At 35.2% G+C, this 23,718-nt stretch carries 19 protein-coding genes; 15 read left to right on the forward strand and 4 right to left on the reverse strand.

Annotated elements, in window-relative coordinates; genetic code table 11:
- The first annotated feature begins 6 nt into the window (after positions 1-6).
- The 6 genes from ACO052_RS14240 to ACO052_RS14265 all read left to right on the forward strand — a co-directional run bounded on the left by ACO052_RS14240 (position 7) and on the right by ACO052_RS14265 (position 6,446).
- Positions 7-582 carry a hypothetical protein gene (locus ACO052_RS14240; RefSeq protein ID WP_422104450.1) on the forward strand — a complete coding sequence of 192 codons (576 nt, stop codon included), beginning with the start codon at positions 7-9 and terminating at the stop codon, positions 580-582.
- Positions 583-644: 62 nt separating this feature from the next.
- Positions 645-2,393: a tetratricopeptide repeat-containing sensor histidine kinase gene (locus ACO052_RS14245; protein ID WP_422104451.1), complete on the forward strand. Its 1,749-nt coding sequence runs from the start codon at positions 645-647 to the stop codon at positions 2,391-2,393.
- Positions 2,394-2,407: 14 nt separating this feature from the next.
- Positions 2,408-3,178 (forward strand): LytR/AlgR family response regulator transcription factor, encoded by a 771-nt coding sequence (locus ACO052_RS14250; protein ID WP_422104452.1) that lies wholly within the window; start codon positions 2,408-2,410, stop codon positions 3,176-3,178.
- Positions 3,179-3,423: 245 nt separating this feature from the next.
- On the forward strand, positions 3,424-4,503 hold the full coding sequence (locus ACO052_RS14255; RefSeq protein WP_422104453.1) for an HBL/NHE enterotoxin family protein: 1,080 nt from the start codon (positions 3,424-3,426) through the stop codon (positions 4,501-4,503).
- Between the two features lie 20 nt (positions 4,504-4,523).
- Positions 4,524-5,630: an HBL/NHE enterotoxin family protein gene (locus ACO052_RS14260; protein ID WP_422104454.1), complete on the forward strand. Its 1,107-nt coding sequence runs from the start codon at positions 4,524-4,526 to the stop codon at positions 5,628-5,630.
- A 6-nt stretch (positions 5,631-5,636) separates the two neighbouring features.
- Positions 5,637-6,446, forward strand: a complete 810-nt coding sequence (locus ACO052_RS14265) for a hypothetical protein (protein WP_422104455.1) — start codon at positions 5,637-5,639, stop codon at positions 6,444-6,446.
- A gap of 66 nt (positions 6,447-6,512) precedes the next feature.
- Here ACO052_RS14265 and ACO052_RS14270 read toward each other — a convergent pair whose 3' ends face one another.
- On the reverse strand, positions 6,513-7,421 hold the full coding sequence (locus ACO052_RS14270) for a LamG-like jellyroll fold domain-containing protein (RefSeq protein ID WP_422104456.1): 909 nt from the start codon (positions 7,419-7,421) through the stop codon (positions 6,513-6,515).
- Positions 7,422-7,715: 294 nt separating this feature from the next.
- On the opposite strand from ACO052_RS14270, the gene ACO052_RS14275 reads away from it, so the two are divergent.
- The 3 genes from ACO052_RS14275 to ACO052_RS14285 all read left to right on the forward strand — a co-directional run bounded on the left by ACO052_RS14275 (position 7,716) and on the right by ACO052_RS14285 (position 12,767).
- Positions 7,716-8,528, forward strand: coding sequence for a carbonic anhydrase (locus tag ACO052_RS14275; protein WP_422104457.1), 813 nt, complete (start codon positions 7,716-7,718; stop codon positions 8,526-8,528).
- 67 nt (positions 8,529-8,595) lie between these two features.
- Positions 8,596-9,213, forward strand: coding sequence for a DUF7486 family protein (locus ACO052_RS14280; protein ID WP_422104458.1), 618 nt, complete (start codon positions 8,596-8,598; stop codon positions 9,211-9,213).
- A gap of 500 nt (positions 9,214-9,713) precedes the next feature.
- Complete coding sequence (locus tag ACO052_RS14285) at positions 9,714-12,767, forward strand: hypothetical protein (RefSeq protein WP_422104459.1); 3,054 nt, start codon at positions 9,714-9,716, stop codon at positions 12,765-12,767.
- 57 nt (positions 12,768-12,824) lie between these two features.
- Here the strand turns inward: ACO052_RS14285 and ACO052_RS14290 are convergent, their stop codons facing one another.
- From ACO052_RS14290 to ACO052_RS14300, 3 genes are read right to left on the reverse strand one after another with little or no spacing between them, the layout of a single operon-like run.
- The gene (locus ACO052_RS14290) at positions 12,825-13,601 is read right to left on the reverse strand and encodes a LytR/AlgR family response regulator transcription factor (RefSeq protein ID WP_422104460.1); all 777 of its coding nucleotides are present in this window, start codon (positions 13,599-13,601) and stop codon (positions 12,825-12,827) included.
- Positions 13,598-14,647, reverse strand: a complete 1,050-nt coding sequence (locus tag ACO052_RS14295) for a sensor histidine kinase (protein ID WP_422104461.1) — start codon at positions 14,645-14,647, stop codon at positions 13,598-13,600. The genes ACO052_RS14290 and ACO052_RS14295 overlap by 4 nt, the downstream gene beginning before the upstream one ends.
- A 31-nt stretch (positions 14,648-14,678) precedes the next feature.
- On the reverse strand, positions 14,679-16,145 hold the full coding sequence (locus tag ACO052_RS14300; protein ID WP_422104462.1) for an ankyrin repeat domain-containing protein: 1,467 nt from the start codon (positions 16,143-16,145) through the stop codon (positions 14,679-14,681).
- Between the two features lie 522 nt (positions 16,146-16,667).
- Between ACO052_RS14300 and ACO052_RS14305 the strand changes: the two genes are divergently transcribed.
- The 6 genes from ACO052_RS14305 (at position 16,668) to ACO052_RS14330 (ending at position 23,635) form a co-directional block, all read left to right on the forward strand.
- Positions 16,668-17,297 (forward strand): hypothetical protein, encoded by a 630-nt coding sequence (locus ACO052_RS14305; protein ID WP_422104463.1) that lies wholly within the window; start codon positions 16,668-16,670, stop codon positions 17,295-17,297.
- Positions 17,298-17,380: 83 nt separating this feature from the next.
- Positions 17,381-18,343: a hypothetical protein gene (locus ACO052_RS14310; protein ID WP_422104464.1), complete on the forward strand. Its 963-nt coding sequence runs from the start codon at positions 17,381-17,383 to the stop codon at positions 18,341-18,343.
- 816 nt (positions 18,344-19,159) lie between these two features.
- Positions 19,160-20,179: a hypothetical protein gene (locus ACO052_RS14315; protein ID WP_422104465.1), complete on the forward strand. Its 1,020-nt coding sequence runs from the start codon at positions 19,160-19,162 to the stop codon at positions 20,177-20,179.
- A gap of 131 nt (positions 20,180-20,310) precedes the next feature.
- Positions 20,311-20,517, forward strand: a complete 207-nt coding sequence (locus ACO052_RS14320) for a hypothetical protein (protein ID WP_422104466.1) — start codon at positions 20,311-20,313, stop codon at positions 20,515-20,517.
- Between the two features lie 1,057 nt (positions 20,518-21,574).
- A complete protein-coding gene (locus ACO052_RS14325; RefSeq protein WP_422104467.1) occupies positions 21,575-22,360 on the forward strand; it encodes a helix-turn-helix domain-containing protein in 786 nt (261 codons plus the stop codon).
- A gap of 96 nt (positions 22,361-22,456) precedes the next feature.
- Positions 22,457-23,635: a serine hydrolase domain-containing protein gene (locus ACO052_RS14330; protein ID WP_422104468.1), complete on the forward strand. Its 1,179-nt coding sequence runs from the start codon at positions 22,457-22,459 to the stop codon at positions 23,633-23,635.
- The last annotated feature ends 83 nt before the right edge of the window (positions 23,636-23,718 follow it).

A 23,718-nucleotide genomic window follows, 5' to 3' on the forward strand; every position in this document is an offset into this window, starting at 1 on the left:
ATTATTATGCACATTAAAATTAAACTCAAGCAAGATGGCCCCATAATCGCACCCATTAAGTTTAGCATTCTCTTAGAAGAACTCAAAGATGCTTTAGAGCATTGTTATTTGCAGTTAGGCACACCCTACAACCCTATTGAGATAGATAACTTTGTATCTGTAGGTAAGAATGCCTTTTCCCTAATTGATAGAAAGACCAAAATTTCTATTAGTCTTAAGACCAATTCTGATGATGATTTATCAAACATTATGGATTATAGATTGGTATGTTGCAAAGTTATTAATGTAGATAAGGCATTTATCAATGAGAATAATTTACTCCACAACTTTTGGAGACGACTTTTTAAATACAAAAAAAAGCATGTCTACAGTGCACCAGATGGCACCTTATATATTGCTCCCAACAAGAACGAAAAGTGTGTGATTTCTACAAGAAATTCGGTACATGAAGCCAATGTGTCCTACAGTATATTAATTGCACTAAAATTGAAGTTCAATAATGAAAAACCAAGGCGATTTTATCTAATTCTAGATCCTTTGGTTAAAATTAGCTCTAATCAGGGGACAAATCCACCCATCTGATGGAGTTTAAATTTTTAACTGCTAATAATGTAAAAAGCAAAATATTCTTATGTTTTTTTTGTTTGCTCATAATTAATTATTCTTTTTCACAGAACGATTCCAAAATTGAAAAACTCAAAAAACGTTTAGAGCAAGATAATATTTCGAAGAGTGAAAAATCCAAAGCCTTAAGTGCTCTATCTTACAATCATTCTAATATAGACTCATCTTTGTTCTTTGCAGAACAAGCATTGGCTATTGCCAGAGAAATAAATGATGCTAATTTGCAGGCTGATGCTTTACAAGAAATAAGCCATGTTGAGTACAGATTAGGTAATAATTCTAAATCTTTAGATGCATCTTTAAGAGCTCTTCGGATATACGACTCTTTAGGATTGACTGAACTTAAAGCTGCAATTTATGGGCAATTAGCAAATAATTCTTTAACAGATAAAGACTACAATTCAGCCATTACCTATCTAAAAAATGCTGAACATATTTATACCATTTCAGATAAACGCGGCAATCTTATTTTAACTCAACTCAATTTAGGTGAAGCCTATCGTTTGGAGGGCCAATTAGATAGCGCAGCAATCTACTTTAAAGAAACCCTGGAAAAAAATAAAACCAAGAACAACAATATTGTACAGGGCTATTCGCTTGGCAATTTGGGAATGGTCCTTCGTGCTCAGGAAAGTTTCGACGTTGCAGAGTGGCATCTTGTAGAAGCCATTGCTATTTTAGAACCTCTTGGTGATGCCTATTCTACGTCTGTATATTTGACTGAATTGGGGCGAATTTATTGGAAAACATCCCAATGGAATCTTGCAGAGGCTAAGCTGCTAAGTGCTTACCATATGGCCAATGAGGCTGGACTTAAGGAGCAGATACGCGATTTCAGCAGAACGCTCACAGACTTCTATAAAGAGCGACAACAATACGACAAGGCTTTAGACTATTTAGAGATTAACCGTATCTATCAAGATAGCTTGGTAAATAAGGCTTCTATACAACAAATAGAACAGCTTAAAGCCAATTACGAAATCGGCAAGCGGGAATCCGAAATTAGTCTGCTCAATACCGTAACAACCAACCAGAGAAACCAAATGATTTTATTAGGCATTGGAGTGCTCTTTATAAGTGTTTTGGCGCTTATGCTTTTTAGGGGCAATAGAGCGATAAAGAAGGTTAACGAGCGTATTGCCAATCAGAATATAATCATAGAAAAGCGCGAGCAGGAAAAAGCCCTCTTATTAAAAGAACTGAATCATCGTGTAAAAAATAATTTACAGATGATATCGAGCCTTTTGAGTTTACAAAGCCATGAATTGAGTGGTCATCCAGCTCAAGAGGCGTTGTTGGCTGGAAAGCATAGAGTAGAGGCTCTATCATTGGTGCATCGAAAACTGTATCAAGAAGGAGCAGAAACCAAAATTGCTCTTAAGGAATATATCGAAGAGTTGGTACTTGGTCTATTTTATGGCTATAATGTTCCATTTAAGCCCAAACTAAGCATTGATAATTCTAGCATTTCAATAGATAAAGCCATTCCATTGGCCTTAATCATCAATGAGATCGTCGTAAATTCCTTAAAGTACGCCTATGCCGATATTAAAGCACCTAGCTTAGAAATAACAGTAAAAGAAGTAGCGCAGCATCAATTAGAATTGGACATTAGCGATAATGGTATTGGGTTTACCGAAAAAGAAGGGGACAAAAAGAATTCTTTTGGTCTAAAATTAATTCATTCCTTGATCGGTCAGTTAGATGGTCATATCGAACGATTAAAAACAAATGGCACGCATTGGAAAATTAAACTTGGCCATATTTAAATGTGAAAGCATCCATGATGAATACAGACAATAAAGTAAAATTACTCGTCGTAGAAGATGAAATCCTTCTGGCTAATGATATTGCCAATAAGCTTCAAGATAACAACTACGAAGTCATTGGTATTGCCGATACAGCAAAAAAGGCTTTGGGCATTTTAGAACGTCACGATGACATTGATATGGTCCTCATAGATATTATACTTAAAGGAGAATTTGATGGTATTGAACTTGCGCGGTTCATCAATGACAAACACCAAATTCCATTTATGTTTCTCACCTCACATGCCGATCAGTATATTTTTGAGCGTGCTAAGAGTGTTAAGCCACATGCCTATTTATTAAAACCCTTTAACGCACGTCAAGTCTGTATCGCTGTAGAGCTAGCTCTGAAGAATTTTTCGAATAAAGATTCACAGGATGATATTCACCAGAACAAAGATTTTGAGCCCTACGATAACCAAGTCCTCAGTATTAATGACAGTCTTTTTCTAAAGAAAAACCAACATTTTGAACGGGTGCCTTTACGAGAAATTCTTTTTCTAAAAGCCGATAGTAATTATTGCAGTGTCTATACCAAAACGGACCGCTTTATTTATTCTGTAGGCCTTAATAAAATTGAAGAGCAACTACCTACCCAACGTTTTATGAGGGTTCATCGTAGTTATGTTGTCAATATTAATTCCGTAGTTGGTTTTGAAGGTAATTTACTATTCATTCACAACGAAAAGATTCCTGTGAGCAAGGCGCATAAAGGAGATGTCTTCAAACACTTTAAGACCATTTAAAGCAAGTCTCATCACATTCAATGCACAACCCAAATACCTTTAATCAAATTTAAGGGCTATTCGCATAAGTTATCCGTCCATCCACGCATCTATTTTCATTTTAACGTCTGGTTTTAACAAGTTTGTTTCATCGTGAGAACAGACACTATGCACTTTTAGGTGATTTGTCCTTTACGAAATCCCTCTAAAGAACTCTGCAATGGTACATTCCAATTTTGGAGCAAAACTTTTAAAATTTTTAAATTATGATGAAAAAAGATCCGACGTTAAACCCTGCAAAAGGTCAGGTGTCACAGGGAATGGTACTACAAGCGTACTGCAACAGCGTCCTTATTCAGCAACCCGTTAATTTCGCAGGTTTTGACAATCTCGAAAAGTTTCAGAAAGACATTAATGCTGGGCTAACAACCGCTAAAGGACATGCCAACAATTACCTCAACATTATTCAGCCCAAGATTGTTACTAATATCAGCAACATTAGTAATTATTATTCAACGTTTAATGCAGTTCCAGTGGCGCTTCCTCCAGGCAGTTCAGTCGATGCATGGCTAAATGCCTTAAGAGCCTTAAAGACAGAAACCACAAATTATGCAACACTTAGCCATAGTGTAGTAAACGATTTATCTACATTAAACTCTCAGTTAGGAGATGATGCCGCGTCTTTCTCATCTACGGTTAGCAATTTAAATGCTGCAGTGAATGGTGACAACGGTGTTTTAGATCAAATTAACTCTGATTTAAGCACAGTAGATAAACAGATTGCAGGGGCCATTGCTGGTACTGCGCTTAGTGGTCTTGCCATTGTTGGTGGTGTGTTTATGATTGCAGTTGGAGCCATTGCAGATTTTGTTACTGCTGGTACCACTACGCCATTGATTGTCGGCGGAATAGCTGTATTGGCCATTGGTATAGGTGGCGAAGTTGCTTCAGCCGTAACACTCAAAAATCTATACAAGGAAAAAGCGGATATGCTTCAAAGGAGATCAACATTGACAGCCGAAGTCAATCTAGCGCTCGGTGTGAGTAGTGCCTATAACCAACTTAAGGGAGAAGCTCAAAACGCAATGACTGCAGCATCGCAAATGAAAAATGCATGGGGAAGTCTAGGTAGCGACTTAGACAATATGGCTCATAATCTTCAAAATGGTATTACCAACGCCGATGATTTAAGAACACTGTGGTTAGCTGCAGCTAATAACACGGTTCCAACTATTATGACTGATATCAATACGATTAAGGCACAAATGGCTGGTGTAAGTGTGAAAAATGCCAATGGCGATATAGGGAAATTCATTGTACAACAGGCCGAGCGAGCAGCTGCTTAATTCATCTAAAACTTATTATTATGAATGATTTAATTAATAAACCGCTTATTAAAAGTAAATCCTTAAAAAAGCTTCAGACCGGTTTAAAACAACAGATATCCGAAGGTTTACTTATTCAAGGGTATTGCAATAGTGTTCAGATGCAACCACCTGTAGATTTCTCTATGGATGCTAAGCTAAAAGATATTCAGACAACGATCAACGACAGTTTGGATAAAGGAAAAACGCACGCCAATACTTATTTGACTACAATACAGCCCACAATAATTGCTGCTGTAGCGAATTTAGATAACTACTTTTCTATTTATGATGGCGTTGCAGTCTCGCTTCCTCCTGGTTCTACAGATGAACAATGGATACAGTCACTGACTGCTGTAAAGCAAGTTTCGGAAAGGAATAGAAGAGATGCTATCATAATCAAAAGCAAAATGGAAAACTTTAGTAAAAATGTGAGTAGCGATGCAGCCAATTTTAAGTTGGTGGTGAGCAAACTGAATGATTTGGTCAATGGTGATAATGGTGAATTAGAGCGTATCACATCAGAGCTATCGAGCTTAGATCATGAAATTGCTGGTGCTATTACCTCCACTGGTTTTGAAGGCCTAGCCATACTCGGAGGTGTTGTTATGATTGTTGTGGGTGCCGTGGCTGATTTTGTTACTGCCGGAACCAATCCAGAGCTTGTCATTGGAGGAGTGGTTGCTGTAGTTGCTGGAGTAGGAGCAGGAGCTGGAAGTATCGTTGTTTTAGCCAATGCCTATAAAAAGAAAGCCGAATTATTGCAAGAAGAGTCCTCGTTAAAAGACGAAGTCAAACTTGTAGCTGGAATGAGTGGTGCTTACACACAGCTTAGTAAACAAATAGCAAGCGCTGTTGTTGCTGCCAACGCCATGGAAGCCGCCTGGCAAATTATAAGTGATGATTTAGATAGTCTTATTAACGATTTGCAAGATGGCATTTTAAGTAGTGACGATGTAAGAAAGATGTTTTTAACCGAAGCCAATACAGATATTAAAATTCTTCAGGGCGAGATACAGGTTATTAAACAACAAATGGCAGGTGTAAAAACAAAAACATTACCGCAGCGCGAAACGATTAGAGAATTTATTAAACAACATTTAAACTAAAACATTATGGAATCAAATACATCAAATTTATTGTCCCAATTAATAAGCAATTTGGGCAATCTCATCAAGCAATTGGTAGCCATTATACATTTGCCTCCAGCTTGTGTAACTATTCAAAAGTCTGCCGAGAATCTGATACAATCAGATATTGAAAAACTAAAATCCATACAATCGCAGACTTTGGGATTTGCCAAACCCGCTGTTGACGAACTTAATACAGCGTTGACCAAACTAAAATCAGGTGATAACGCTGGTGCGTTGACCATAGTCAATAAAGTCGATTCTGATGCGAAGACTTTGGACAATGGGATCTCCAATTCTGTGAATCAAATTATGGCGACAAAGTCTCAAATTCTGAATTTGTCATCACAATTGAGTAGCAATGAAAATGCATTAAAAAACAAAATGGTCGGACTTAAGAGCCAGGCAGATGATGCCAAAAAACAGGCCGACTATTATACCAAACGAAAGTACTATTTTTTGGCACTGGGACCATTTGGACTTGTTGGTCTAGGAATTGCGATAGGGATGATCGCATCATGGACTAAAAAGGCTAATAACTTTAATGCCCAAGTGAGTCAGTTAGAAGTACAAATAAATACCATTAAGCAGTTAGTAGGCAATATAGATACGCTGATTAATACCTTTACAAAAGGCATCACTCAGGTTTCCAATATTAAGAATGCTGTAGGGTTTTTACAAAGTAACTTACAGAATGTCATAAACGATTTAAACAGCGCCAATGGACAAAATGCCATTTTAATGACAACAACGGCATTACATGAATGTCAGTCATTAGAATCTGACGCTTCGTAACCCTTTTGTTTAACTACTTAAAAGAGCAAAATTATTTCGAATGATTTTGCTCTTTTTCATTCCATATTATTCTAAAAGCGTCTGCACACCTTTATCAAGACTATTGAGCGCTTTAATCTCTGTCTCCGTCAATGCTCTATTGAAAATAGACAACTCATCCATAAGGCCTATATAACCAAGGCCTAGGTAAATATTAGATAGGGGATAATCCCAGGTAAAAGGCGTATCTATATGGCTACGCGTCCCTTGGTGTTCTCCATTTAAGTATAGCGAGGCCTCTCCATTTTCGGTATTAAGCCCTGATAGGTTAATCAAAACATGGGTCCAACTGTCTCTGGAGAAAGGCGGGTTTTTCACTCCGGTTAGGCGCGCATTAAAAATGGGATTCTCGTTGTCAGGACCTTCAGGGTTAGGGTTCCAAACGTCCCGATCACCGATGACACCCAATCTAAAATCACGTGGATTTTCTTTGGTAAAATCCACCCAAATACCGGCATCGTTATAACCTACATCGGTGATTTGTATGGGGTCGCAGTAGCCCGGTTCCAAGTCCGTCGCAGGATCGAGACGCAACCAAAACGAAATGGAAGCGCTCCAATTCTCTGTATTATAGACGATGTTCTTTTCACTAGAATAGTAAATATAACCTGGGCTACGCTTGGTAAATACCAGCCCAGCATCATATTTCCCTTTACCATCTGCTCTTTGAATATCCGGTTTGTGTAAGCCTACCTTGGCCGAATCTCGTGCTTGCCTGTTAGGTACCGTATACATGCGGCCATCACCTAGGGCGAAATCTGCATCTACAGAAGTATCAAAGGAAGCATAGAAGGTTAGAGCCTTTTTTAAGATCGCAGTGGTGGTATCTACGGTCTCAACCTCTTCGGTTTTCTCCTTTTGTTTGCAAGAATAGAGCAGGGTGGAAATAAAAAGTATAAAAAGGATAGTCGAAGTGTGGAATAGTCTGCGATGCATAGCTTGGATTTAAGAATTCGTATATCGAGGCCTAAAGATAGGAATTATATGGGCGATTATGCGAATTATATAAATTGTACTATGAACTTCCTGATTCAAGTTTACATTGAACACTTCGGCTATACCCAAGTCTATGATTTTAAGCTTTATCTACGTATCAGCTCTTATATTATCAGTATTAGCACGTATTTTTTGAAAACAAAAAAGCCACGATATTAGCCTTCTAGTGAGTGGGTTTGATAGGCATAATTCGCTCAATTATTTTAAAGTAAATTAATCATAATATTTCAAGGCATGAAGACTAAAATCGACATCTTATCAACCAAAAACCTTATGGTCTTGCTATTGTCACTTTCTATAGTTATAACCTCTTGTAATGATGACAATACATCAGATGTAGAATGTTTTGACGATTTTAACTATGACGATACAACAGATGAGGGGCCAGCAAGCTGGTTTAATTATTGTACCGATGATGGTACTATTAATGAGTGTGGCAGTACTACCAGACAATCTCCAATTGACATCTCTGGGGTAGTCAACGATCCAACATTACAATCTTTGTCGACGCTCTATGCGAATTCAATTACGGAAATCATAAATAATGGACACACCCTACAATTTAACTATAATGGAACGGGTACTGTAAACTTTCAGGGGAGCGACTACAGCCTGCAACAGTTTCACTTTCACGCTAATAGTGAGCATACTATTGAAGGTAGTCATAAGCCTCTGGAAGTACATTTGGTGCACAAAAATGATTCTGGACATCTAATGGTCTTAGGTATTTTCTTTGAAATTGGTGCTGAGAGTACCTTTTTAGCACAGTTTATAGATAACTTACCAGAAGAAATCAACGAGACGTATTTGGATTTTGATTTGAGCTACAATGCATCGGGTTTACTGCCTGCTAACTTGAGTTATTATCATTATAAAGGATCACTAACAACGCCTCCATGTTCAGAAATTGTGGAATGGGTTGTGATGAAGAATGCTTTAGAGATGTCTCAAACTCAAATGGACCAATTTTCAGGGATTTTACATCACAATTTTAGACCTGTACAACCTTTAGCTGGCAGGGTTATAGGTGCTTATGATGTGAACTAAGAAGGTGATTTTTGTCATAGTTATCCTTAGTACTTATTGATATCTTGAGGTATTAAAATCATATCTTATGAAACGCTTCAACACACTTCTAAACCCTTCAATTATCTTATCATTAGCACTTATCTTAGTATTTGGTTTGGCCTACGGACATGCACAGGAATTAGACATTGATAAAAGTGAAACCCACAAACCTGAAACTGAATTACCATTAGATGTCCTTTGGGATGTCAAAGCCTATATGCCAGAAGCCAAACTCATAAAAATAAAAGCCGTTGATGACGATGGAACTTTGCACGCCGTTAAGGCCTTACAAAGTTATGGAGACACAAGTGTTCTCGATGTCAAATGCTTATATAGAGACGAGATCTTACCTGTAAAACTCGTTGTAAGCCCTGATGACAAATCCCACGCACTAAAAGCCATAAAAAAGGATGGGACCGCACTAGATGTCAAAGCCATAACGGATGAAGGCGAACAGTTTATTATTAAAGGTATGACCCGTATCGGCAATGTAGTGACGATAAGAGTCATGGGTAGCAATGGTAATACTTACAAGATTTTTGCCATATCACCAGAAGGTCATGTCAATGACGTCAAAGGCATTAAAATGATGTCGTCTAAAGAAGAAACTGTTGTTAATGGAGTATCGATTTATGCTCATGTAAAGGCATTAACCCAGATTTAAAGTATTTAAATACTGTCCAATTTATAGCTTAAAAGCGATTATCAAAATAGACATATTGAATACGTCAATACCTATTGACTAACATGTGGTCGTGCAAATGAAAATAGTTGTTTTTTACGATTATTTAACTTGTACGTTTAATTTCTCGTGCAATTTTTAGTATTTTTATATAGTCACTTTATGATGAGTGATAATTCCCACCCTTAATTTTGAATTAATAGCACCTCAATGCAATTAAATTTACCGCTCATCAGGTATTTTTGATTCTATTTATATTGATAATTTAGTCACTGTAGGTATTTCATATACGGGCCGAAGCGTTGCTGTGAATATAGTATGGAGTTCTCGTATTCATTGTTTTTTATGACTATAATCATTAAAAAATCACGTTATTCCAGGGGGTTAGTACTGGGATTTGCAATGTGTTCTATGGAGAATACTTATGGATAAAAACCGTAAATTGAATTAAAGCGAAATAAGAACAAAACAAAATAAAGCATATGGAATTGTTGTTTCAGAAAAACAAGGATTTATTTGAAGATCAGTTAAACCTTGGCGTAAAAATATCTTCAGATATAGAGAAAAAAGACCTTGAGGCTATTGTAAAGAATAAGCCTCTTTCAGATGTAGATTTACCAATCATTCTTGCTGATGGTGATGTTACGGCCAAAACAGGAGATGACCTTAAGTTTAAAGATGTACCTAATGTAAATATATCCGCTGGGGTAGAAGGAAACCTACGATTAGCCATTTATGACACAACTAAAGAAACAATAGATGATTTAAAAAGTGATGATTTAGATATCGAATTACCAGAACTTGATGCTAACGAATGTTATGGTGTGTTCTCCTATGGCTACACCATCAATGGTAATGTAAAAGGCGATTGGCCACTCGGTTCTGTGCAGTTATCGGCTAGCTCGGATGGGGGCAAATCTAAACGTGCTTCAGTGATCGTGACCCTGAAGAAAAGTTTAGGTGTAAAAAAATCACTGTTGCATATTATTGGTCAATTGCGGTCTCCAAAACAGGTTAATTCTGCTAGAGATCTTGCGCCAGGGACGTTTTTAGTGATGGATAGAGAGGGACACCTCGAAACTAATTTTAAGGCAAAAGTAGGCTTTGATTTCGATTGGTTGTACGAATCGCAAAACCCTAATTTATCAGGAACCATAGGGTTAAAAACAAAACTAGGTGGTTTCTTTGGTGTAGGCTTTAATCTAGCAGGTCATTATAACCTAACAGTAAGCAGACCTAACAGAAATAGAGTGATCCATTTAAAGTTGGATAAAAGAAGGTTGAACGGTTGGAATTTTGCGGCTGGTATTGATGCCTCTGTACAAGGCGATCTACCAGATGACTTTTCTATAGACGATCTTTTAAAAGCCACTATAGGTGTCCATCATTTACAGGCACTTCAAGATATTCGAAGCTGGTTAGATCCAAATAATTTAGATCAAAAATTACATGGTATTACTGATGATTTATTACAGAAAATCACTGAAACCAATACTTTTAACAAGGCTAAAACCATCTTAGAAGACCTATTTGAAAAATGGGATGCTGTAGGTGAAGATGGTGGTAGTGCTTTATTTAATGTTATTGAACAGTACACCTCAGTTGATCTTGTAGAAATTCAAAACGAGTTTAAAGAACTAGCCAATACTGATGTAACAAAGTTCCTAAATGAAAAACTACAGAAAATAGGATTTTTAAATACACCATTTGGTGAAGTATTAAGTGATATTATACCTTTTGATGACTTGTTTGAAATTGTTGCCGACCAAAAACTTGTGAAGCAATTACAAGAGAAAGCTGAGAAAATCGCTGAACTATTAGATTTAGAAGCTTTTATCAAGAAGCTGCATAAAAACATTTCTGAAGAATTATCGCTCGATCGCATACGAAAAGCAGCGTCTGGTGATTTAAGTGAACTTGGTGATTGGCTCAAGGAAAAATTAGAAAGACTAACAGACAATCATATCGTAGATGAATTGGAAAAGATCAATACTTTCATTACAAACTTTAGACTCAATGGGGCCAAAGTCTTTGAGAAAGTTAAGGAAGCATTAGAACGTGAATATCAACTATCATTTGCTTTTGCGTATCAGAAAGAACAGGAGTCAACAGCACTTATTAATGCCAAATTCAACTTTACAGAGAACCCCAAGCTCGGGAAAATCTTAGATGATGTTCTTGATGGTGATTACAGCGAACTTTTAACAAACTCCGAAGTTAAAGGGATCTTTTTAGAAAATGGTGTGTTAACGCATAAGATTAAAAAGCAAAAGACACTGTCTTTAGTTATCCTTGGTGCTAAGCGTAATTTCACACGTATCAACCAGTCTATTGCCAAAGGCACGTTTATCGATGAAAGTGATGGACGATTAATTATGTACGAACTGAATTCAACAGATACCAGACGTCGTAATAACCGATTAATTCAACTTGCACTTACCGGAAGTTTCCTAGGCAATAAGAAAAATCCAGCCTTTGGTATAGAAGAAGAATCGTTAAAGCTATCCTTTAATTTCAGAGTTCAAAACAAAAGACTGAAGACCCTTGATTTAGAAGAGATTGTAGAGCCATTCATTGCTACTAATTTGGCACAGCCTTTTAAAGATACTAGGCAGTTAACCACAAGTCAATGGTTAGAGCAGTTAGATGATTTTACCGAGCATCGTTTAGGAAACGGTAGGCGAGTGTTTGGTAAGACCTTAATTAACATGGTACTCAAGATTCCTTCAGAAATCGGGAATGCTTGGTTAGATGCACCAACAAACAGAAAGCATTCTATTTACCTTGATTTGTCGGAAGCTGTTCAGCTGCGTATGCGAGAATTAGCAAGAATATTTGTATTTGAAAACAATAATCTATTAAACCATAGGAAACATAATATCCCTCGAGAAAATTTATTAGCCATGTTGTTGTACATGTCCATGCCAACGGTGCGCAAACGGCGGTATAACTTTAATCACATCGTTAAGAAAACATCGGATTTTGCGGCTAAGCTCAATGGTAATATTATGAGGTTGGAAGATAAGCTAAGATTAGATCCAGATGAAGAGATGAGCAACTTGGCAGATAAGTTTAAAAACCGTCAAGCTATCGTTTCTGAGATTGCAGATGGTATTGAAAGAAATTCCAAATTCCAGAGGTATATGAAAATTATCGTCGCTAATGAAAGTGAAATTATACGAGACTTAATCGAATTTGCAACGGAAATGCCCAGTGTTAAAAAGCTGCTTAAAAAAGATCCAGAAAAAGGATTAGCAGAATTGGCAAAATATGGTAGCAAACTCACTAAAAAAGTTTCGAATTTCAATTTCGAGTTAATTGGTGAAAATAGTGATAATTCAAGATTTATAGGTCCTGAATTGTTTATTACGGCTTCAAAAATTTTAAAACCGAGACTTAATTTTAAAACGCATGGTTACCTTGAACTCATCGTCTTAAAAAATAATCACAGTTTTGAAATGGAAACCTATTTAGACGGTGAAAGACCAAAACTAGAAGATATCCTAATATCACAGCTCATTGCTAATTTGGGCTAGTTAAAATAAAACTAAAACATTAATAGGAGAGTAGTCGCATTATATGGAATTCGTTCATTAACATTTAATCCATTTTTTAAATAGAGGAACTTTGAGCTTGCTTATAATAACTTCAGAACTATTTTCTGGGACTAAGACAAGCTTTAGTTTTCTTTTATCAAGGGAATTGGCAAATTTTACCGATTGCTTAGAAATGATGAATTGTCTATTTGCCCTAAAAAAATCGTTAGGATTTAATTGATTTTCTAGTTGGTCTAAACGCTTAGATACCTTGTATGTTTTGTTGCTGGTTGTTTTACAATAAACCAATTGGTTTTCTAAATAGAAATAAGCAATATCATCTACAGCTAATGGGATGAGTTGATGTCTGTAATTCACTAAAATTGAGCTCTTATAGGCACCTGTCTTTGCGGACTTTTTAATCTCTTTTATGGTCTCAATTAACCTTAAATTGTTGTTTATAATAACCTTATCACGCGTGTAAAGATTCTTATATTTTAGTATGGCTTTTTCTAAATCTGATTTTTTTATAGGTTTTAATAAATAATCAATACTATTATATTTAAAAGCCTTAAGGGCATATTCATCAAATGCAGTGGTAAAAATAATAGGAAAATTAAGTGTTGTTTTTTCCAAGATTTCAAAAGAACTACCATCAGCTATTTTAATATCAAAAAAAGCTATATCTGGAGGGCTATTCTCCTTGAACCATCTAATACTCCCTTTTACAGTTTCTAATACCGTTAATATCTTAATTTCGGGATTTACTTCAAATAGTAAATCAGATAAGTTATGCGCTACGCTGCTCTCGTCTTCTATGATAACAACATTCATTTTAAAAGCGGAAGTTTAACTAAAAATACATCTTGTTTTTTCTCAATATAAATTTCTTTATTTGCTAGAAGTTTATAGCGATTATTTAAGTTCATTAAACCGATGCCAAAGCTTTCAACGTCTTCTTTTTCATTTAAGTTATTTTCAACATAAATATGACTATCGCTATTATACACTTTAATATTTAAAGGACGTTCAGAAGTAATGACGTTGTGTTGAAGTGCATTTTCTATTAATAATTGAATAGACATTGGTGGTATTTTGTCCTTATAAGTTGTTTCCGATACATGTAATGTAATTATTAACTTGTTCCCTAGTCGTTTTTGTAACAAATCCGAATAGGACTCAATAAAATCTAATTCTTCTTTAATGGTTACTAAATCCGTTTTCGAAGACGATAATGAATAGCGATAGGTACTTGATATATCATCAATAAATTCTAGACTTGCTTCTTTAGTATCTTTCCTAACAATAGAACTTAAGGTGCTTAAGGTATTAAAGAAAAAATGTGGACTTATCTGTTCTTTTAATACAGCCAATTCAGCCGTAGATTTTTCTTCTTTAAGTTGTATTACATTCATCTCCATTTCCCTGGCCTTTTCCATTCGTAACAACATATAAGGCGCCACGATTGCGATGCAAAGTACTAAGGCGTGATTGATGAGATAGTCTTTCAAATAAAACCAATTGAAAACCAAGTTAGGATGCGTTTTTACAACATGTTTAAAAATAAACATGTCTGCTGCAATAAAAACCACAAGTAAGATTAAGTTGCTTACTATGATTAGCGCGATATTATTTTTATTAAAAAAACGTTCCTTCCAAGAATAATTAAAAAATGAAAAAACTACGAGCATCAAAAGTTCGCTGGCAACACCAACGAAACCTATTCTAATGGTAAAGTAATACTGTTCTAAATTTTCTGGCGTTGGGTCTTTGGTGGTATGCAGTTTATGGAAGTGATTAAACAATCCTATATTGGCAAGGATAGTAATGAGTATTGCAGCAATTACAATATGCCATATATAACCAGTCTTATGTCTCACACCATTACTATTTGTGAGTAATTTAAAAAAATTAGTGGTTATCCTTTAATTTATCTATGCAATTTGTAGAAACCCAATAAATGCTCGCCCCTCTGTTAAAGAATAAAAATTTACCATCTGGCGATAAGCGCGGTGCAAATTCTATGGTGTCTGTATTGATCAGTCTGCCCATATTTATGGCCTTTTTCCAGTTGCCATTGCTATCCTTAAAACTGATATACAAATCCACAGAACCAAAACCATTTTCTCTATTGGATGAAAAGATAATATAACTTTCATCGGGAGCAATAACAGGATCGTAATCTCTACGCTCCGAGTTGACCAAAGGCCCTAAATCTATAGGCTCTGAAAAAACCCCATCTTTAAAATTAGAATAGACAATATTGCTTGAGCGGCTTGGTCCGGTAGAAAAATAAAGAAGACCACTATTAGAAAGTGTAGGGAACCAATCATCCTGATCTTGACTATTCACTTTTTGGCCTAAGTACAGGGGCTCGCTCCAAGAATCTCTAGTACGTTTAAGCATCCACAAATCACTATTATGGCGTGTAGAATCCCCTTCTTTAATAGGTCTGTTTGTACAATAATACAAGGTGTTATTGTCCTTTGATAGATAGGGATCAATTTCTCTAAAATCTCCATCAATAGCTGTTGGTTTAGGCTGTGACCAAATCCCATTAATTTGTTTGGTTTCAAATATAGTTCCTCCGTGATAGCGCCAAGATTCAACTGTATAATAGAGTTCATTTCCATCCGAAGAAAATGTTGGGCTATGTACAAAATTCTCTGTGGAGATAAAACTTTTGGCAAAGACCAATGGAATGCTATCGGGTAGCTTTTGGCCTAAATAGGCACCTTTTAATCCGTATTTAGGTACATTTTTCAGGTCTGCCCCTTTGGTGATCAGAAATTCCGCTATTTCTGGATTGTTTTCTCTAATAGCTAGTGCCAGTGGTGTATTGCCGTAGTCGTTTTTAATTTCAATAATGGTGGTTTTGTCAATGAGCTTTTTCAAAACCTCTAAACTGTTATTGAGTACAGCTTTATGGAGTAGGGAAGTACCCAAATTAACATCGGCATTGGCATTTAAAAGAAGGTCTACTAATTCTATGTTATCAGACTGCACAGCGTTGTATAAGGGCGTAAGATTATCTCTATTTACGGTATTGACCTTAGCATCTTTTGCAATTAGGGCTTTGGTCATTTTTACATTGCGCCTAAGTACGGCATACATTAATGGGGTGTCACCAAATTTGTTGGTATGATTAATATCAATGTTTTTTTCTATGAGGTAGTCGAAAACGACTTCGTTAGCACAATAGGTTGCAAAATGGAGCAAGTTAGATTGATTTTTACTTATCGTATTAATATCTGTGCTTTGTAGTAAAGAATCCAAGGTAGTTACGTTACCGTTGCAAGCTGTTTCAAAAATGGTCTTAGACTGTGAAAAGGATAGCTGAATAATAAGGGTAACCAAAATTAGAGTTAATGTTTTCATCTTTTAGATCGTATTAATCGGTTCAGGAATTAAAACTAGAAGAATAGATCCTTGATAAGCAGAAAGAATTTTATGAAGTGGACAAAATTTATGCTTAAGTGGCCTTTTTCAATGGTTTTAATATGTAATCATCTAGCGTATGCTGAACTTGTTTAGCGCATCTTGAGCTTTATTCTCTGGATACCTGTTTTAAATTTAAGAGCTTATGAATGCTTGGCATTTGGATAAAAGTGAAAGTTCTTTCTACTGTTTCTTTAGGATGTTAATGAAATTGCTTTTCGGTTCATGAACACATATTTAATAAAATATAATTGTGAGTGAGTAAATGTGTGGAATGGCGTTAAAATATTTTTATTATAATTTATATAATCTCTTGACTTTTAATGATTAATCCCCCTTAATAATTAATTAGTATTTGTAGACTCCAAAATTACCTAATATTGGGTATGGTTACCTTTTGTTTATTCCCATAATATTGTACGAACCTTAATTATTATCTAAAACTATCCAAAAAAACGAAACATGAAACTTCTAAAAAACCATTGGTGGGTGTTGTTGGCATTCATATCCATTACTCTTATTTTTTTCCTTGCACCAACCTATGCAGGAAAAATACCAGCTTTAGAACCAAATGAAGAAGCGTTAGATATTCTCACCAAGGTGACAGTGAAATTAATTCTCGTCGGCGCTCTTTTAGATCAATTTATAGCTGTCTTTTTCCCTCAAGACGAAACGGATAAAGAAGAAAGGGTACAGGCTCAAAATACGTTGTCTATTGCAAAGGATGAAGAAAAACTTATACGCAAAGAGATGCTAAACTTACAGTTACAAGGTTCATTAGCTTCATTTCAGAAATTAAACTCACAGCTAGTATCTTTTAGGAATATAAAGCAAGCTGCAAAAGACAAAATCGTAACAACAGATTCCAATAGGTCATCTTATGTTAGAAGAGTGGCCTTTGTAATTGGATTGATCATTGCCATGACGGGAGTCACCATTCTCAGAGATTTTTTCGATATGTCTAATAATGCACCCAATCACAAGATTTTGTCGTACATAGATATCATTTTTACTTCGGCAGTTTTATCTGGTGGAACTTCTGGTATTAATCAATTAATAAGAGTATTAAAGGACTCGTGGAAACAAGCTTAATAGTTCTTTCTTAGAAAAAAAATAGGTATAGATAACAACTTAGTTAATAAGTGAAATTATGTAACTCATAAACTTTTATCAAGATGCAAAAATCAACTATTCTCAGATTAGTTTTGCTGATTTTACTATATAGATTTGATGCTTCAGCGCAAAATTCTGTTATCCATGAAGCATCAGGCGTAGCAAGACTAAATGACACACTTTACATAGTAAGTGACAATACCAATGGTGAGTATTATAAGTATTCATTAAGAGGGTTAGGGTCTTCTATTCGACTAGTTCTAGATGATACCACTAAACTTAAAAAAGAAAACTTAGAATTCGGAAAACTTGAATTGGATTTGGAGAGCATTGCAATTCTAGGAAACAAAGTTGCAGTAGTATCTGAAAGAAATAGATCTTTACTACTAAAAAATAGTGTTTTGAAAACGTATCCCGAGACATTCACGGAATTTGCAAATAGAGGAATTGAAGGTTTAGCTATAAAGACAATTGATCAGAGTAAAGGTAACTATGAGATCGCAGCAATTTGGGAAGGAGGATATCCTAATAAAGAGGATATATCGATAGGACTCGGTTGTTATGACTTTAACAAATCAATGTCGCCTTATATAATCATTGATGTTATAAAATCGAATAAGATGACCAAATCAACAAGAATTATTGAGTTAAAAATGGATGAGATAAACAAAGATATTGATGAGAAAAGTAAAGATTATATAGAACCTTTTGCCAATAGGTTAAGAGCGCCCGATTTGGTTTGGTATAAAGATGGGTTCATTGTTTTACTTAGCTCTGAAACAGGTTTACCAGAAAAAGCGGATAAAAAATTTAAATACAAGTTTTTACAGAGGTTTGATATTTATGGCAATCCAATAGGAGAACCACTAGATTTGAAGAATGAATTGGATAAAGATATTAACTTAAATTGGGAAGGCTTAGGGTGGTTTGTTCAAGATAAGAGTTTAATATTAATCAATGATTTAAAAAAGAAAAACGATGAGAAAAATATAAAAACAATTGTGCGTATCGTTAAAATACCTTAAGGCTAAAAGAATTGAAATAAGTGCTTCAAGGTAAAACAAAATCTAAAAGCTATCTGAATCTCTCGAATTTATTGTGAAACTTAATCCTTGTGGAGATACAAGCCCAAATCTCATAGGTCCAAGTTTATTGACTATGGAATCAATTAATTCTGAATAGGATTAATATGACCAAGTATTAGTTCATATACCGAAGATAATAATAAGGCTTCCGTGTGGACACGACAAATAAAATAAATCTCATGATTCGGTCTCTATCTCCTGTTCCTAGATAATCTATCTTTACTAGCCGCTCGAAAGCTCCATATTAGTATAAGAATATTCCCTTTAAAAGTAGCTATGTAAATCAATTATCGCTATTTCTGTCTATATATTTATTTGCTATCCTATAGCTTATTTAGGTGTCTATAAAGGGGTTTGTCAATCTTTTTGGGTAATGAACCAGTCAGCACTTTGATAGAGCGGTTTCATAAAAAATACTTCAAAGAGTTTCTTTAAAAAGTAATTACACACTCCTTACCAGTCAGAACAAACAATACCGTCGTTAAAGAAGTGAAGCGTAGTAGGTGTATAAATAAATCATAAAACTAAAAAAAAATACCCGTTACCGGGTATTGATTTTAGTACTAGATATGTGTTCCTTGACCATTATTTGATGCAGCATCGCGGCAAATTCTCTTTAGGCAGAAAACTCAATGGCTACGCTGTATCAATAACACTATAAGTTTGCAAATCGGTGACGATTCCCAAACATTAATGTTTAACCGTTATGGAATACTGATTCTCGGATTGGACGACATAACAAAAAACCAAAACGTTATGATTAATCAAACCTTAGACGAAAGTCTATTGAAAATGGCAGAAGTGCAAAGTAAGCACGAAGATGAAATATTAGGGCTTCCTCAGGTAGTTGGAATGGCCTTAGGTAACAAAGTAAAAGGAGGTGTGGAAACTGAAGAACCAGTTCTTTCTGTGTTAGTGACCCACAAATTAGATAAGAGTCTGTTGTCCAGGAAAGACATGGTGAACAAAACTATTGATGGCATTAAAACCGATGTAGTAGAAGTAGGAGAACTCTTTGCCGGAAATGCTCTAGCTAAATTACAAAGAACCGAGACCGACACGGAAGTAGACATCCATGCCAGTGGATTCAGCCCCATGCTAAACAATCGGATTCGTCCAGCCAAAGGCGGTTACAGCGTTGGTCATTATAAGATTACTGCAGGTACAATAGGTACCTGTTGTTATGACCTTAATACGCTTCCTGGCAGACCAAGAAGTTATTACATACTTAGCAACAACCACGTTCTGGCGAATAGCAACAATGCCCGAATCGGGGATCCGATTTTACAGCCTGGACCTTATGACGGAGGCAAGTACCCTAGGGACGTTATTGCTCGGTTAAGTAGGTTTATCCCAATCAAATTCATTGACGGTAACAACGCCCCTTGTAACTATGTGGATGCAGCAATCGCAGAAGGTAATTTTAAAGATCTGAACAGAGAAATTTACTGGGGCGGTCATGTAAAACGACTTTATGCGGCACCTAAAGTAGGTGATATTGTTCAAAAGACAGGACGCACTACCGGATTCACCACAGGTAGGGTGACTAACATTAATGCCACTGTTAATGTGAATTTCGGAGGTGGTAAAATAGCAAAGTTCTGCCGTCAGATTATTACGACTAATATGAGCACTGGCGGTGATTCTGGTAGTCTCGTTACAGACCGCAATGAAGGCGCCGTAGGCTTATTGTTTGCCGGTTCATCAACCCGAACCATTATAAATAATATAAGCTATGTGCAGTCCCTACTAAAGGTACGAGTGACGGAAATTTGAGTTCCAAATAATCTATGGATAATTAAAGTAGGGTTCAGAATGTACTTTAGCTGGCTTCTGAAGCTTACTTTTTTGTCAACATTTTGTATTTTTATAAGTCATCAGCACGTTTGCAAAAAGAATCGAGTATTATGAAAATCGAAGACGCTTTAATAGAAATTGAATCCTGGCTGTTTCTTGATGGTATTGATGGTGTTGCTCAGGGTGAATACGAATCACAGCCATGCATCACGATATTTCTTTCCAATCCTGAGGCAAGATGTATTATTCCCTCCGAATATAAAGGTTATAAGATTGTCATCGATGAAACTGATCAATTTGGAATACAATCACTTTAGATTACTAAAACAGTGCTGAAAATTCTATTGTCCAATATAGTTCGCTACTAAAGATTTTCTGGAAAAATTTAAAGTGGAACTATCACATTTATGATTTTCCAAGAAATTATGGAGCGCTATAGTAGCAATATTATAATAACAAAATCCCCTACTGTTAAATGAGATAAAATAGAGGAGCATAAAGCAGAAAATGATTCAATATTTGACGTGCAAGTAGTTATACTAAACACATAGTCACCCTGAAGAACAAGATGCTCCTCCTATGATGTTTGAACGCTTAAAGGAACTAGAAAGTGAATTATAAATATGATAAGTAAAATTGACTAAGTATCAATTTTATTTATCTGCGAGATGATGCGGCTGATAAATGCACATAATCTATTTGTCTCTCAACATAATCATGATCAATATTAACTATTCAATTGTAATAAGTGCTAGATAGAGTATCATTAACTTATGAGCGTATTCAATACCGCCTTCGTCGCTAATACGCTACATTAATAATTATTCTATAATGTTCTACGTTATGCCTATGCCACACTTGTTTCGGTATAACTTGAGCTCTGGATAAAAGCTCAAAGCCTTTCTACTGTTTCTTGAAAAAATTTTGTCCTCAAAGTTTCTTTAAAAAGATAATGAAATACTCTTTTTCTGTTAGGGTAGAGTAATGGTGACAATGTATATGCAATGACATTTAATCTAAAAAGCTTACATTAGATTTTCATTGTTCAAAGTTAAAATGGTATCCTTTGATTGGTCTTCTTTAATTTTATTTAGCGGTATCGTTAATGCTATTATTGCAATAGTTTTTTTAATTAAAAATAGTAATCAGTTTAAGCATAAATATGTATTATGGGTTAATGGGTTTTTGCTTTGTATTATTTTAATTCTATTTGAACGGATCATTCGGTTCTCAAATTTAGAAAGTAATTACCCCAAATTATTGTTTATTACTAGCCCTTTATTTTTCTTTATTCTTCCTTTAGTATATGTTTTTCAAAATCAGTTAAATGGTACATCCAAGTATTGGTATGTACATTTTATTTTTCCGATACTAATGCTTTTACTGTTTATTCCTACCATCCTAATGGATGACAATGATAAATTGCGCATGTATAATGAGGAGGGCATAAGTGATCCTATTTGGTTAGTACTCTTGTATCTTTTATTTGCTATTTATTATTCTATCAAAACGTTTATTGCTAATAAAAAACATAAAGCCCATTTGTTGAATATATCTGCCAATAATGATATTGAGTTACAACTATTTTCTAATAAACTGGTTTTTTTAGCGAGCTTATGCATCGTTAGTATTCCTATTTCATTGTTGATTCAATACATAGATTACAATATGAAAGCTGTGGATAAATTCTTATTCATTATTTTTTCCTTTATTCCACATTTTATACTGATTTCTAGATTCAATATTAGAAGCTTCGAAAATACCAACGACATAAAAATTGAAGAAAAGCAAGCGGGCCTTATTGACTATGAAAATTTAAATACGTCTAGAGCTGAGCTAACTGTTTTTATGGTCGAGCATAAACCTTACTTAAGTCAAGACTTAGATTTACAAACATTGGCTAATTTGGTCAATTGGAATCGATCAAAACTATCAATGGTCATCAACAAAGGCTTTGATAAAAACTTCTATGATTTCATTAATGAGTATCGACTCAATGCTGTTGTCGAAAAATTGAATAATGGTGCCTACAAAGCGTATTCATTAGATTATATTGTAAGTGAGTGTGGCTTTAAAAGTTATGTGTCATTTTACAGGGTTTTCAAAAGAATAAAGAAAAAGTCACCAAAGGAATATTTAAAGCAGTTAAAAAGTCTATAAATATATTACACGGTATCTTGTGTAATGTTCAAAATTCTTTAAAGATTACTAATGACAATAGATTTGTGTTTTAAAAAGCGTAAAACACAAAAGCATATGCGTTCACTTATTTTAAGTTTATTTCTAGTTGTCAATTCAAATAGTATTTTTTCTCAACAGGTTGATCCAAACATCTTAAATGAGATTAAAACAAAAGCAAAGGAGACCCACTCTGATGCAGTAATCATAATCAAAAATGGCGAAACCATATATGAGGATTATTTTGGGAAAGAGGAGAAGCCCATATATATTGCTTCAGCAGGAAAATCTTTAGTTAATCTTGCTATTGGTAAACTTATAGACAACAAGCAATTAGACTCATTAGACCAACCGGTTTACACTTTATTTCCTGAATGGAAGCAAGGACAGAAAAAGGATATCACCATTCGTATGCTATTAAATCATACCTCTGGCATTCAAAATTATCAAAATGCCAGTATTGAATTAGAACCAGCGCCTAATTACAAAGTAAAAAACGTAATTGATTTGGCTCTTGCGGCCGAACTTTCTGATACCCCAGGAGAAAAGTTTGATTATAATAATAAGGCAGTTGCTTTATTAGGAGGCATCGTTGAAAACGCATCAGGAAAACGTTTTGACCATTTTTTTGTAGATGAATTCTATAAACCAATGGACATTGCCAATTATAATTGGGTAAGGGATGAAGACGGAAATCCGACAACACATGGTGCATTTTACATTAAAGCATCAGACTTTATAAAATTTGGAGAACTGCTCTTAAATAAAGGAATTTACCAAGGCAAACAGTTAATTAGCCAATCGTGGATTGAAGAATCCTTGAAACAAGGCCAAAAATTCGACCCAAGATTTGGATTGCTTTGGTGGAGAAAACCTGCTTTTGAAAAGCGCATTATAGATGATGGCGTTTGGAAAACTTGGAAAGATGCTAATGTCAGTAAAGCTTTTCTTAAAAAAATCAGGCCCCTAAAAAATAAACTCTATGAAGCCAAACATGACTACTTCAAGGATTTACGACAATTGTTTGGTGAACATTGGAGCAAAACCTTAAATGAAAATTTAGGCAGAAATTTAATGTCGAGCAAAAGCATTTATAGTAATGACATTGTTGCGTATTATGCCGATGGATTCAGAGGTAATTATTTGGTCATTATACCAGAAAAAAATATGGTCGCCGTAAGATGTGCAGATCATGAAGGCTTTAATTACCAAACTGATTTTTTTAGCGATTTTATGAATTTGGTAATTCAGCTATAACCCAATTACCAAACCGAAGTGTTAGAAGTTTCTTTAAAATGTAATGAAACCGCTTTGAGATTCACGAATCCTTAACTTAAAAT

The sequence above is a fragment of the Winogradskyella sp. genome (assembly GCF_965228925.1).
GTDB lineage: Bacteria > Bacteroidota > Bacteroidia > Flavobacteriales > Flavobacteriaceae > Winogradskyella.

Bases quoted from the DNA above. Each gene is read 5' to 3' on its own strand.
- ACO052_RS14240 (WP_422104450.1), top strand. From the start codon at position 7: ATGCACATTAAAATTAAACTCAAGCAAGATGGCCCCATAATCGCACCC.
- ACO052_RS14250 (WP_422104452.1), top strand. From the start codon at position 2,408: ATGATGAATACAGACAATAAAGTAAAATTACTCGTCGTAGAAGATGAA.
- ACO052_RS14255 (WP_422104453.1), top strand. From the start codon at position 3,424: ATGATGAAAAAAGATCCGACGTTAAACCCTGCAAAAGGTCAGGTGTCA.
- ACO052_RS14260 (WP_422104454.1), top strand. From the start codon at position 4,524: ATGAATGATTTAATTAATAAACCGCTTATTAAAAGTAAATCCTTAAAA.
- ACO052_RS14265 (WP_422104455.1), top strand. From the start codon at position 5,637: ATGGAATCAAATACATCAAATTTATTGTCCCAATTAATAAGCAATTTG.
- ACO052_RS14270 (WP_422104456.1), bottom strand. From the start codon at position 7,421: ATGCATCGCAGACTATTCCACACTTCGACTATCCTTTTTATACTTTTT.
- ACO052_RS14275 (WP_422104457.1), top strand. From the start codon at position 7,716: ATGAAGACTAAAATCGACATCTTATCAACCAAAAACCTTATGGTCTTG.
- ACO052_RS14280 (WP_422104458.1), top strand. From the start codon at position 8,596: ATGAAACGCTTCAACACACTTCTAAACCCTTCAATTATCTTATCATTA.
- ACO052_RS14285 (WP_422104459.1), top strand. From the start codon at position 9,714: ATGGAATTGTTGTTTCAGAAAAACAAGGATTTATTTGAAGATCAGTTA.
- ACO052_RS14290 (WP_422104460.1), bottom strand. From the start codon at position 13,601: ATGAATGTTGTTATCATAGAAGACGAGAGCAGCGTAGCGCATAACTTA.
- ACO052_RS14300 (WP_422104462.1), bottom strand. From the start codon at position 16,145: ATGAAAACATTAACTCTAATTTTGGTTACCCTTATTATTCAGCTATCC.
- ACO052_RS14305 (WP_422104463.1), top strand. From the start codon at position 16,668: ATGAAACTTCTAAAAAACCATTGGTGGGTGTTGTTGGCATTCATATCC.
- ACO052_RS14310 (WP_422104464.1), top strand. From the start codon at position 17,381: ATGCAAAAATCAACTATTCTCAGATTAGTTTTGCTGATTTTACTATAT.
- ACO052_RS14315 (WP_422104465.1), top strand. From the start codon at position 19,160: ATGATTAATCAAACCTTAGACGAAAGTCTATTGAAAATGGCAGAAGTG.
- ACO052_RS14320 (WP_422104466.1), top strand. From the start codon at position 20,311: ATGAAAATCGAAGACGCTTTAATAGAAATTGAATCCTGGCTGTTTCTT.
- ACO052_RS14325 (WP_422104467.1), top strand. From the start codon at position 21,575: ATGCTTTTACTGTTTATTCCTACCATCCTAATGGATGACAATGATAAA.
- ACO052_RS14330 (WP_422104468.1), top strand. From the start codon at position 22,457: ATGCGTTCACTTATTTTAAGTTTATTTCTAGTTGTCAATTCAAATAGT.